Annotated in this window: 10 protein-coding genes; 7 read left to right on the top strand and 3 right to left on the bottom strand. The window is 38.6% G+C overall.

The genetic code is table 11. The features are described 5' to 3' along the window. Positions 1 to 78 precede the first annotated feature (78 nt). From MMG00_RS07350 to MMG00_RS07320, 7 genes are all read left to right on the top strand, one after another. Positions 79 to 627 (top strand): Smr/MutS family protein, encoded by a 549-nt coding sequence (locus tag MMG00_RS07350; RefSeq protein ID WP_242146928.1) that lies wholly within the window; start codon positions 79 to 81, stop codon positions 625 to 627. Between the two features lie 155 nt (positions 628 to 782). Beyond that, a complete protein-coding gene (locus MMG00_RS07345; protein ID WP_242146926.1) occupies positions 783 to 1,343 on the top strand; it encodes a VUT family protein in 561 nt (186 codons plus the stop codon). Next, positions 1,330 to 1,731, top strand: coding sequence for a hypothetical protein (locus MMG00_RS07340; RefSeq protein WP_242146924.1), 402 nt, complete (start codon positions 1,330 to 1,332; stop codon positions 1,729 to 1,731). Before MMG00_RS07345 ends, MMG00_RS07340 begins: the two co-directional genes overlap by 14 nt. A 113-nt stretch (positions 1,732 to 1,844) precedes the next feature. Then, a complete protein-coding gene (gene recB / locus MMG00_RS07335; RefSeq protein WP_242146922.1) occupies positions 1,845 to 5,528 on the top strand; it encodes an exodeoxyribonuclease V subunit beta in 3,684 nt (1,227 codons plus the stop codon). Continuing rightward, entirely contained in the window at positions 5,529 to 7,883 is a 2,355-nt protein-coding gene (gene recD, locus MMG00_RS07330) for an exodeoxyribonuclease V subunit alpha (protein ID WP_242146920.1), read from the top strand. Between the two features lie 171 nt (positions 7,884 to 8,054). After that, positions 8,055 to 9,446: an MATE family efflux transporter gene (locus MMG00_RS07325; RefSeq protein WP_242146918.1), complete on the top strand. Its 1,392-nt coding sequence runs from the start codon at positions 8,055 to 8,057 to the stop codon at positions 9,444 to 9,446. A gap of 38 nt (positions 9,447 to 9,484) precedes the next feature. Beyond that, entirely contained in the window at positions 9,485 to 9,844 is a 360-nt protein-coding gene (locus MMG00_RS07320; protein ID WP_242146916.1) for a hypothetical protein, read from the top strand. 380 nt (positions 9,845 to 10,224) lie between these two features. Here the strand turns inward: MMG00_RS07320 and MMG00_RS07315 are convergent, their stop codons facing one another. The 3 genes from MMG00_RS07315 to MMG00_RS07305 all read right to left on the bottom strand — a co-directional run bounded on the left by MMG00_RS07315 (position 10,225) and on the right by MMG00_RS07305 (position 12,831). Next, positions 10,225 to 11,241 (bottom strand): branched-chain amino acid aminotransferase, encoded by a 1,017-nt coding sequence (locus tag MMG00_RS07315; protein ID WP_242146914.1) that lies wholly within the window; start codon positions 11,239 to 11,241, stop codon positions 10,225 to 10,227. 122 nt (positions 11,242 to 11,363) lie between these two features. Continuing rightward, the gene (locus MMG00_RS07310; protein WP_242146912.1) at positions 11,364 to 11,837 is read right to left on the bottom strand and encodes a hypothetical protein; all 474 of its coding nucleotides are present in this window, start codon (positions 11,835 to 11,837) and stop codon (positions 11,364 to 11,366) included. Between the two features lie 331 nt (positions 11,838 to 12,168). Further along, the gene (locus MMG00_RS07305) at positions 12,169 to 12,831 is read right to left on the bottom strand and encodes a molybdenum ABC transporter ATP-binding protein (RefSeq protein ID WP_349775525.1); all 663 of its coding nucleotides are present in this window, start codon (positions 12,829 to 12,831) and stop codon (positions 12,169 to 12,171) included. Positions 12,832 to 12,844: the final 13 nt, after the last annotated feature.

Here is a 12,844-nt window from a genome sequence, read left to right as displayed (position 1 = left end):
TTTAAGGGGCAGATTTTTCGCAAAGAATTCTATTTATGACTATAATCATTGGCTCTGATTTTGAGGGTAAAAGACATTATGGCAATTAGTGATGATGATAAAGATCTCTTTCGTAAGGCTGTTGGGCCTGTGAGAAAGATAAAAAATCATAATGATCGCATGATGCATCCTCGTCCTAAATTAAGGCTAAAGATTCGTAAGGCTTTGCGTGAAGATGCGGCATTTCAAGATTTAATGAGCGATGATACTTCTTGGATTAATACAGACCCGACAAGTGAAATGCGCTTTGCGCGTGATGGTGTTTCTCACAAGCTCTTAAGGGCTCTAGCGCAAGGGGAATTTTATCCGGATGATCTGATTGACTTACATGGCTTAACGGCAAGTGAGGCGCGTGATGAATTGCAGGAGTTTCTCTATCACGCCTTAAAGCGAAATCTATTTTGCGTGAAGATTATTCACGGGCAAGGCAATAGCTCAAAAGGGGATCCCATTATCCGAGGCTTAATTGAGCGTTGGTTAAAGCTGCAGATGGATGTTTTAGCATTTGCTAATCCCCCGCAAAGAATGGGCGGAAGAGGAGTAACCTTATGCGTTCTAAGAGCGCAAACCCCTTTTGATAATTTTTAACAAAGCTTTTATCTTCATTTTATTTCAGGTATGATGCCACACAGTTCGAGATAGATAGGACCTTTAAGATCTTTATAAAGATTTTATGAGATCTTATGAAGTGATCAATCTATCGTTTGGGTTCCCTCACCCCAAGTTAATATAAAAGGAAATGTATGCGTTACATCTATCTTGTCGCCTATGTGGTTTCTATCTTCGTGGCGAATCTTCTTATCGATAAATTTATTGAGCTGCCGTTTTACGGCATGTTAAGCGCCGGAACGATCTTCTTTGCTTTTGTCTTTACCTTGCGAGATCATCTTCACCGTTATGGGATGAAGTTTGCGTTAATCGGCATTACCATTGCGCTTATCGTCAATACCTCTTTAAGTCTCTTATTGGCGATTCCTATCCGTTTTATTATTGCTTCCTTTTTAGCCATTTTATTCAGTGAATTGGCTGATACTGCTGTGTTTGAGCGTTTAAAAGAGCGCTCTTGGGCATTAAAGGTGATTGCTAGTAATGCTGTGAGTGTGCCTGTTGATAGTATTGTGATGACGCTGATTGCCTTTTTAGGCGTGATGACAGGAGAAGAGATGTTAGCGATTATCTTTGCCGATATTTTAGCGAAATATTGCATTGCCTTAACGGTAATTATTAGGCCAGAAAAAGTCCGTAGCTTATGGCTTAAACGCTGGCACAAACCTTGTAAGGAGAAGCAAAATGTTTATCCCTGAAACGCGTGTGATGAGTTACCAATCGCCGCATCATGATATGACGATTGATCTCATTGCTAATCGCAATCCTAAATTAAAAACCAAGCAGTGTCATATACTCGAACTGCCGATCTTATGTACCCGCAGTCAAAACCCAGGCGCCGGATCTGAGCTGTATATTCGCTATGAAGCCAAGGGCTACTTTTTAGAGCTTTTTTCTTTAGATCGGTATATTGCCGCGTTCTATCTACACCAAGAGGTAAGAGATATTGAGTTTCTCACCCAAGAGGTTGCCAAAGATTGCGCGAACGCTTTAGGGCACCAAGTGATTGTGGAGGCTTATGTCAATCTTAATGGGGTAAAACAAAAGCAAGAGATAATAGTGGAAGCGATGCCGAGCGGATCGTAATAGCTGGTTTTTTCGAGTTATTTTAATCTAGAGCAGGAAAGAGATCTTCATCCTGATAAATAGAGGCTATAATATTTACTCCCGTAAAGTTCGCTTAAAGTGAAGGATAGAAGATGTCACAAGCTTTTGAAGATCAGCAATCACCTTATCAGATTTTGAAGCCACAAACTGTCCCTATTGCCGGTAATATGATGATTGAGGCATCGGCGGGAACAGGAAAGACCTATACGATTACGCTGTTAGTCTTACGTCTTTTATTGGGAATTAATGTTGATAAAACGCCGAAAAAGCTTCCTGAGATTTTAATTGTAACCTTTACCAATGCCGCAACTGCTGAATTAAAGGAGCGGATTTATTCTCGAATTGTCGATCTAAAGCAGGCTTTTTTTAGTGATTTATTAGATCATTCAGTGGAAGATGAGGCATTATTCACATTAATTACGCACTATTTAGCGCAAGCAAAAGAAGCAGGGATCGAAAAAGAGACTGCTCTTGAAACCGCAATCAATCTTCTTAATCAAGCTGAAGGCGCGATTGATCAGGCTTCGATCTTTACTATCCATGCCTTTTCTCAGCGTCTGTTAAAAGAAAATGCCCTTGATTTAGGGCAGTCGTTTCATTTTGAGTTATCGACAGATCTTTCAGCGCTTTATCGAGAAGCGGTATATCATTTTTGGCGAGAGGAGTGTTATCCCCTTAATTTAACGCTATCACGGTTTGTCAGTCACTATTTTGATGTGCCGGTTAGTGAAGGTCACGGGCTATATCGACAAGGGAGTCTGTTTTCTAAAGTTGAGGCGTTAATACGTGATCCTGCTTTAATAGATACTCCTCTTTTTGTGGGGGTGAAAAATTTAGAGGCGCTCTTTACAGAGCAATTAACCTTTATTAATGATGTGAAAATGCGTTTTAAAACAGGGTTTTCATTAGAGGATTTCACGAGGCTAATAGAGGAGGTTGGTCTTAAAAAGCAATCTTATCGGGCAGATTTAGTAAAGCGCTATCATGCAGAATTAATGGCTTGGATTGAGAGCGACTCGCCGGCACTTTTTGGCAATTATGAGAAGTTTACGCTGCCCTTTATGGAGAGTAGATTAGCAAAAGAGGGAGATCTTCATCGGTTATCGCAAGAACAAACTACGCTTTTTAATGATTTGGCCTCTATTGCTTTATTTAAAACAACGAGCCTACATTATGCGGCTTTAAAAATCGTGCGAATTTTAAAGATGCTCAAACATAATGCCGGCGTTTTAGGGTTTGATGATCTTTTAACGGAGTTAAATAAAAAGACGGCAAATGTTTCTGAAAATTTCTTAAGATCTCTACATCTAAGATATCGGGCGGTAATGATTGATGAATTCCAAGATACAGATAACCTTCAATTAGAAACTTTTCGTAGACTCTTCTTTAATCATGATGAGATTCCCTTTGTCATGATTGGTGACCCTAAACAATCGATTTATGGTTTTCGTGGGGCAGATATCAATGCTTATTTAAGTATTAAATCGGATGTTACCAATATCTATACCCTCAATACCAACTATCGATCAGGTTTATTGCAGGTGAATGCTGTTAATCGATTATTTGGTAGACGATCAGCTATAAGAGCACCTTTTATTCATCAAGATATTCCCTTTATAGAGATTAAAACTCCTGAAAGCGCCGCTAAAACACTACTTTCACACTCAAATCATGTCATAAGTGGCATGACGGTTTTAGATTATGTTCCCCTAGATGAAGAGCTCTCTTTTACTAAAAAAGGGGAAGGGTCTTTAGGAAATCCTGAGTTTAGAGTAAAGATTGCCACAGCATGCGCGAAAGAGATTGTATCGTTATTAGATAAAGGGATGCTTCAAAACGCAAAAGAGCGCCGTAAAATTGAACCAGAAGATATCACAATTTTAGTGCGAAGCGGCGCAGAAGCCACCGATATTCAAAATGCTTTAAGGATAGCCGGGCTAAACTCTGTCTATCTATCAGAGCGAAATTCTGTTTTTGATCCAGAAAATAGCATTGTTACAGATCTATATCTATTTTTGCGAAGTCTTGTTTTTAAACATGAAAAGACAATCTTAATGCAATCTTTAGGCTCTGTTTTATATGGGATGTCTGTAACGGAGTTTGAAGCGGTTAAGCAAGATTCTGAAAAGCTAGAAACGCTTTTGTTTGAACGTAATGAATTAAATGAGATTTGGGATCAGCACGGAGTTTTAGCAATGCTTCGTACCTTTATGGTGCGAGGAAATCGATTAGCAAAATTACTCAATCTTGAAAATGGGGAGCGTTTTGCCAGTGATTTATTTCATTTAGGGGAGCTTCTTCAGCGGGAATCTTTTAACAATAAAGAAGCATTGTTACTTTGGCTTCATGACAAAATGTTCGGCTTTGAAGAGGGGGAAGGGGCTGAGATTCGTCTTGAAAGTGATTTTAAAACGATTCAAGTAATGACGATTCATAAATCTAAAGGGCTTGAGTTTCCTGTGGTATTTTTGCCTTTTGGCCTTTTTAAAACACAGGCAAAAAATGAAGGCGTATATGTTAATCCCTCGACTCATCAGCGGCATTATGTTTTTTCAGATGATTCAACAGACGATGAAAAAAACTACTTTAGTGAAGAGGCTTTAGCAGAAGATATTCGTCTACTTTATGTGGCGCTAACAAGGGCAAAATATCATACTTACATAGGAATTTGTCGAAAGCTTAAGAAAGAGCAATATCGAGATAATGCCCTAAGTTATCTTTTGGGGTTAGATATTGATAGTGAGGATTTAGCCGCGGCATTTTTAGCTAATTTTAATGAAGCGCTAACCCATCGTGAAGTGCTTGCATCTTCATTGCAATTAGTAAAGATGGAGCAGGTATCGGTAGAAGAGGTGATAAAGCAGCCAGCAATCTTCACTCGTAAAATCGCACCCTTATGGCGATTTACAAGTTTTTCTAATCTCTCATATAATGCTCAGAGTGCTTATTTTACACCGCTTTTAGATGATGAGTTAGAATTGCAAGATGACGCTTTATTAGAGAGTGAAAGCCTATTTCCTAAAGGGGCAATGACGGGGAATTTCATCCATGCCCTTTTAGAAAATTATAGCCCCAAAGATCTACAAGATCGGGCCCTTTTAGAAAAAGAGGTAACATTAAGTTTTGCGCACTTAATAAGGGCTGATAAGTTGCCTTTATTAGTTGATGAGTTAGAGAGATGGTTAACCGATATTTTAGAAGCGCCGCTGCCGGTGAAACAGACATTAAGGGAGATACTTTCAGGTAATCAGATTATTAAAGAGCTTGAATTTATCTTCCCCATTCATTCAATGCTAACTAAAGAGGCATTAAATACCTTATTGCAATCTCACCTACCAAGAGAAGAGGGTGAGGGATTAAAATTTGATTCTTTAGAAGGTTTTTTACGAGGATTCATCGACCTCTTTTTTGAAGTTGATGGGCGTTATTATGTGGCTGATTATAAGTCGAATACTTTAGGTTCACACAAAAGTGATTATACGATTAAGCAGATGACTCACTCTATTAAGCATGCCCATTATGATCTGCAATATCTTATCTATACAGTTGCCGCTGTGAAGTTTTTGCAAAATATCCAACCTGATTTTGATTATGAGCGGGATTTTGGGGGCGTTTTTTATTTTTATTTACGGGGCATGAGCCAAGAGCAAGATAGTGGTATCTACTTTGTAAAGCCTGATTATTCATTGATATTGGCGTTAATGGGGCTCTTTGATGAAGCGTTATTAGAAAATTTAAGTGATGAGATAGAAAATGAATCTCAGGAGGGATTATAGATGAAGGATGTGACGCAATTTGATCTATTTGATCTTCAAGGAGAGGATGATGGCGCTGAAGAGATCGCTTTTCAAAAACGTGCGCTTCAAAATAGTGCCTTTCAAAATAGCACTTTACAAGATAACGCACTTTCACAATCAGATCACGCTTCAAGTAAAACTTCGGACGTATTAGAAAACAAGATATTAGAAGTCGGTAAATTAGAAACAGCCGAGTTAGAAACCGCTAGACTAGAAATCGCTACACCAGAAACAGCAACTACGCAGATAAATTCCAGTCATCATGATGAGAAGTCTTTAGAAACTCAAGATCTTCAATTGTTACAAGCGGAATTATTAGTATTAAAAACGCACTTTCAGGAAGATCCTGATGCCTTAACGGTAAGTTTTAAAGCCTTTTTAACAATATTGATTAAGCAGCGATATTTTAGTCATATAGATAACTATTTTGCCTCATTCTTAACCGCGCAAAAAGGCTTTAAAACGGCAGATGACTATTTAGGGTATTGGCTCTTAGCATTATTAGTGAGCCGGGCTTATGGCTTTGGGCACACGGCATTTCCTTCAGATTATCTTTTAATGCCAGAAAAGTGGTTGATAGAGAGTGATCAAGCTTCAAAAAATCAGGTATTAAAAATCCTTTTAGAAGTGGTATTTTCAATCTCTCCCAAGAGCACAAAATCTGATCGAGATAAGATTCTTGCTAAGAGATGGGAGAAGATTTTAGCGCATATCGCTTTACCTTTAGTAAGAACTGAAAAAGCGATCTACCTTGAGCGTAATTACCATCAAGAAGGGGAGATTGTTTCACTTTTTAAGTCTGTTAAAGAGATGCCGTTAAGTCCTAATGAGATCAATTATCTTCAAACTCGCTTAGATCATTATTTTGGTGTTAATGATAAGGACGTAAATTGGCAAAAATTTGCAGCGGCCAATGCGATTTTAAATAATATCTCTGTGATCTCCGGCGGCCCCGGTACCGGGAAGACAACAACGGTATTTAAGATCTTACAAACATTGATCGATCTTCATGATTATAGGGAGGAAGATCATGCCAAGCCTTTCTCTATTTTACTAGCAGCGCCAACGGGAAAAGCGGCAGCAAGACTTTCTGAATCGATTTTAGGGCAAGTTCGAGCATTGCAGCAAAGTGTGGAAAATGCCCCCATTGAAAAGCAAGAGGAAGTGCGAGAGCAGCTCGCCTTAATCCCGCATATTGGGCAGACTTTGCATCGCTTATTAGTGATTCATCCCTTTACGCGAAAACCTCGTTATAACCAATATAATCCTTTAAATTTTGATCTATTAGTGGTTGATGAAGCCTCGATGATAGATCAGCAGATGCTTGTACAACTCATTGGGGCATTACCAATGCATGGGCGTGTGATTTTCCTTGGCGATAAAGATCAGTTAGCTTCCGTAGAAGCTGGCGCTATTATGCATGAGCTTTGTGTGTCAGAAAACTACTCAGCAGCGCACTTTGCTAAATTAGAGCAACTTTTATCAGAAAAGCTGCCAAAAGCGTCCTTAGTAAATCCTTTAATGCCGGCATTTAATTATTTGAGCTTTTTGAAAAAGAGTTATCGCTTTAAAGCAGATTCCTCTCTTGGTAGATTAGCCTCAATCGTTAATAATTCACAAGGCGCTGAAGTATCGGCGCAATTTAAAGAGATGATGGATTTAATAACAGCAGAAAAAGCGACTATAAACACCACTGAGTCACTGCTATATACATCATTACCAATTGAAGAGTCCGCGCTTAAAAAGTTTTTAATAAACGCTTTTAAACCTTATGTGTCATTTTTAAAAGAGGGGCAAGGCATTGCGTTTGCTGAAGAGGCTTTTCGTGTTTTTTCTCAATTAGGGGTGTTAAGCGCAAGGAGAACCGGCGTTAATGGTGCCGTTGAGTTAAATGCCTTAATTCGTAAAACGCTCTTTCCAAAAGAATCGATGCGCGAGTTTTTCCACGGATTACCGATTATGGTGACCCATAATAGTGTGGAAAACAATCTATTTAATGGTGATATTGGCCTGATCTTACGTAATGAAGCGGGAGAGCTTCGCGCATATTTTGAAGGGGTTGATTCCCCAAGGGTATTCTCAATTCATGCTTTACCTAAATTTGAAACCTCATTTGCTATGACGATCCATAAGTCTCAAGGAAGTGAGTTTGAGCAGATTTTGCTCTTTTTAGGAGCGGAGCCATCGGTCTTTTTAACTAAAGAGTTATTTTATACCGGTATTACTAGAGCCAAAAAATCGGTACATATTTTTGCAAGTGATGCGTCTATTAAAGCCGCTTTAAGTGGTCGGGTTGATCGATATAGTTTTATTCACGAGAGATTAAGCTCTTAATCGATGTTGTAAAATTATCTCATCGGTTCAGTACTTGTCAATTCATGGATTACAGGTGATAATTGAGGGTATTACTCATTGTAATCACTCTCATTTTCCTGTTCAGCAGCGCGATGGATTTTATCGTTGCTGAGCAGCGTGTCTCTATATATCAAAAAAATTAAGGATGATATGGCGAAAGTAGATCAGCTACAAGAGCTTAGAGAAGCTCCAATTAAGAAATTATTGTGGAAGTATGCACTACCTGCAATGGTCGGCAGTACCGTTGCGGCGCTTTATAATATCATTACTCGTTATTTTGTTGGGAATGCTGATTATTTAGGGGATAATGCTCTTAGTGCAATGGGAATTGCATTGCCGGTAATGACAATGATTGCCGCATTTGGAATGTTAGTTGGCGCAGGGGCGGGAAGCCGAATTTCAATCTACTTAGGCAATCAAGATTTTGATAAGGCTGAATCTGTCGTGGGCACCTCTTTGCTCTTAACGCTTATTATTACCTTAACAGTCTCTTATGCGATGTTTCTCTTTTTAGAGCCCTTAGTTTATCTTCTTGGGGCTGATGAATTGACTTATCACTATACCTATCAGTTTTTACAAGTATTTTTGCCAGGTGCGATCTTTTCAAATCTCTGCTTTAGTTTTAATAATATGATGCGGGCATCTGGTGATCCGAGAAAGGCGATGGTCACAATGTTATTAACGCTGGTGGCGAATGCCATTTTAGCGCCTATTTTTATTCTCTATTTTGAGTGGGGATTAAGGGGCGCTGCGATATCAATCGTTTTATCGATGATCTTAGGAACGATTTTTGTAATGGCGCATTTTATGAATAAAAATACGTTATTGCGTTTTCGTTTATCAAAAATTAGGCTTGATTTTGCGATTGTAAAGGCTGTCTTGAGTATTGGTATGTCCCCATTTTTGATGAATATTGTTTCGGCGGGGATTATTTTTATCATTATATATCAGGTAAGAATTTATGGAGAATCACTAGGAGTTGCGGTTTATACCATAGCTAATATGACATTGATGTTAGTCGTACTTTTACTTTTAGGTTTAACGCAAGGAATGCAGCCTATTGTTGGGTATAGCTATGGCGCAAGATCGTTTGATCGGCTGCGTGAAGCACTCCTTTATGCGATTAAAATAGGGGTTGTGATTGGATTTATAGCTATGGTGATCGGGGTCTTTTTCCCGGCAATTGTGGTAAGGCCATTTAACCCATCAGAAGAGTTAGCGCAAGCGACCATGCATTCTATTCGTATCGTGACATTACTCTTTCCTTTAGTTGGGTTTCAGATGGTTGTAACAATCTTTTTCCAAAGTATTGGAAAGGTGGGGCACTCTATTTTCTTAAGTTTATCTCGGCAGATTATCTTTTTAATCCCGGCATTATTTATTTTACCTTCTCTATTTTCGCACTTTGGGCTGGCGCCGCTTGATGGTGTTTGGGCGGCTATTCCTGTATCTGATTTTATCTCGGCATTTACGGCGTTACTTTTTTTATGGATGCAACTTAAAGAGCTTAGAAAAATGAAAGCTCGATGTGAGGCAATGTAGCCTAGCAGTTTTATTCGCTTGGGCTTAAAGGAGGGTCTATGACAAAAAAACAGGATAAAAAAGCGCCAGGAATCGGCGCTCAATATCAGAAAGACTTTAATAAGATGAGTCATTCAAGGATGTTATTTAGTGGGCTTGGTTATCTTATCTTATTGGTGATCTGTTTTTGGATTCATTGGATTTTAGGGGTTCTATTTGCCATATTTTGGCTTTTTGTTTTGCCTTACTTAGATCTTCGCCAACTACGAAAGCATGAAGCTAAAAATCCTCCTAAGCTTCCTAAAAGTGAATCGTTTGATGATTCTCCGTTTTTAAAAGAAGAGAAGGGAGAGGATGAAATAGATAGCAAGTGGAAGTCATGGGATGATTGGGATGAGTGGAAAAAGCCTAAAGAGTAAAATAGGGCAGTATGGTGAATCAAACCTATTTGCACGATGCTAGGTAGAACGATTCTTGCACCTTCTTATAACTGATGCGCCGGTAATTTGATTGAGTCACCTTTAAACCGATTTCGTTATATAGTAAATTCGGTTTAAGAAAAACTGCTGGCGCGGGGTTTTAGAAAGTGCGTGAAATATTCGTCCCAGCTTTGCATTAATTGATAAAAGAGTGTACGAAACAGGTTTGCAAGGTGCCGGATAGGGCCAACTCCTTACTTCTCATAGCCGATGTGCCGGCATTTTAGTTAGCTTCTTTTGAACCGATTTTACTATATAAAAAAACGCCAGTATTTATGACTGGCATTTTTTTGATTCTATTGTGATTAAAGGTTCGGGTCTTAAACTTTTTCAATCCAACCTTCTGGCGCTTCAATGTCCCCAAATTGGATACCTACAAGCTCATTATAGAGTTGAATTGTCACTGGTCCGACCTCTGTTTCGCTATAAAAAACTTGGAATTTATCGCCTATTTGGATGCCACCAATTGGTGAAATAACAGCAGCAGTCCCACAAGCACCAACCTCTGTAAATTGGTCTAATTGATCGAGATACACATCCCCTTCTATCGTCTCCATTCCTAAACGTTCTTTCGCAATATGAAGAAGAGAATATTTAGTGATACTTGGCAAGATTGAAGGAGATATTGGTGTAATAAATTGGTGATTTTTTGTAATACCAAAGAAGTTAGCAGAGCCCACCTCTTCAATTTTTGTATGAGTTGCAGGATCTAAATAGATACAATCGGAGAAGTTGCGTTGATTGGCTTCGTAACCTGGGAGTAAACTTGCAGCATAATTCCCACCCACTTTTGCCGCACCCGTTCCCATAGGGGCTGCTCTATCATATTCTGAGATAATAAAGTTTGTTGGCACAAGTCCCCCTTTAAAGTAGGGACCTACTGGCATACAAAAAACAGTAAACAGAAATTCAGGAGCAGGTCTCACGCCAATATTAGGACCAACGCCAATGTAGAGTGGTCGAATATAAAGTGATGCGCCAGAGCCGTAGGGCGGGACAAAGGCTTCATTTGCACGAACGACTTCTTTAATCGCTTCAACAAAGAGTGATTCTGGAATTTCTGGCATTCTTAAGCGCCGAGCACTCTCATTCATTCTGCGAGCATTTTCATAAGGGCGAAAGAGATTGATAGAGCCATCTTTAGTGCGATAGGCTTTTAAGCCTTCAAAGCACTGTTGTCCGTAATGAAGCGCAGTAGATCCTTCATGGATATGTAGTGTTGGATCTTCGGTTAATCCCCCTTTCTCCCAAGCACCATTTTGATACTTTGTTAAGAAGCGAAACGGGGTTTGAATATATTCAAAACCTAAGTTTTTCCAATCGATATTATGGGGCATGTCATATTCTCCTAAGGGTATACAATGAGGATTTAGATAGAGATTAATATATTAGAATCTATTTTATGTAAAGGAATCTATTAGAAGATTATTATCTGTTCACTAATTGTTTACTAAGAAGCTTAATCCTCTTCCTCATCTTCCATCTCTTCGATTGCTTCTAGTTCTTGAATTGCTCTTATTTGATCTTCTGTCAGGGATTCATCAGAAGATGATTCATCATATTCCGTCATCGACTCTTCAATAAAGGCAAAGCAGCTAGCAAATCCTTCTTCTAATGCCGGATTATCTAGCTTTTGAGTGATTTCCTCAGAAAGTTTTAGATCATCAGGACCTAAAGAATCAAATGCAAGCTGTCCACTTAAACCTTGAACCATTAAGTTTTCTTCTTGTTTTGTTAGCGTAATATCTGCTAAAACTTCTTCATAGGTGTTTGATATACAACTACAATAGGCTTCATTTGCTAAAGATTCTTGAATACAATATTGATAATTAGCTTCCGCAATACGCTTTGCTTGTGTTTCATCTGCTAAGACGATTATCGGAGATAGAGTAATTCCCAAAAGAAGCGGTATAAGAGCTACGCGAAAAATCATAAAAATCCTTTAAATGACATCAGAAGTCAGTGGTAATGAGGTAATTTACTCTATTGTATAGAAATACAACAGTTTTTCACTTCAGTGTAGAGGGAAAGCTATTAATTGGCAATATAGCCCCTTAATCTATTGTTCTCTTTTATATTTTAAGAGGTTAGTTATAATAAAATCGCTTTAAAAGCGACTCAATTAGATTGCCGGTGTATCGGTTATGAGAAGCGTAAGAATCGTTCTGCCCAATATCGTACAACTTGGTTGGATTTATGTACTGTACCACATTGTTTTTAAAATAGTATTTCTTGAATCGAACCCATTACTAGATTATTTTTGACTAAATTTGGTCAATGGGTTTTAAGATAATATCGCCCTTATCCACCGCAATAAAAGAGTGAGAGAGCTGTTTTGCTTCTTTAATATTGTGCGTGACATAAAGAATAGGGATATTAAACTGCTCAGGAATTGCTTCAAGATAGAGGAGAATCTCTTCTTTTCGAGCTTGATCTAATGCCGAAAGCGGTTCATCCATTAGTAAAATATTGGGAGAGCTTAGTAGTGCTCGACCAATTGCAATTCGCTGTTTTTCACCGCCAGATAGATAGGCAATCCTTTTTTGAAGTAAAGGAGCAATGCCTAATAGATCGATAATATTGGCAAATAATTGGGGGTTTTTCTCTTTCTCTCCATAAAGAAGATTTTTTTCTACACTATAGTGAGGAAAGAGGGTTGGATCTTGAAATACATAGCCAATGCCTCTTTCATGAATAGGAAGAGAGAGTCTCTTTGAGGTATCAAGGATCACCTTATCATTAATTTCAATGAAACCTTTTTTAGGCGTTAGTTTTCCGGAAATAAAGTTAAGAAGGGTTGTTTTTCCAGATCCTGAAGGGCCAAATATTGAAGTAATACCTTTTGATGGTAATTCTAGATCAGCCCGGAAAGTGAAATCTTGAAAGGGATGAGTAATATCAATTTTAATCATATGAAAGCCTTTGATATGAACTTAAGGG

Origin of the sequence: Ignatzschineria rhizosphaerae, assembly GCF_022655595.1 — a bacterium.
Taxonomy (GTDB): Bacteria; Pseudomonadota; Gammaproteobacteria; order Cardiobacteriales; family Wohlfahrtiimonadaceae; genus Ignatzschineria; species Ignatzschineria rhizosphaerae.
This window is presented reverse-complemented; position numbering and strand designations above follow the sequence as displayed.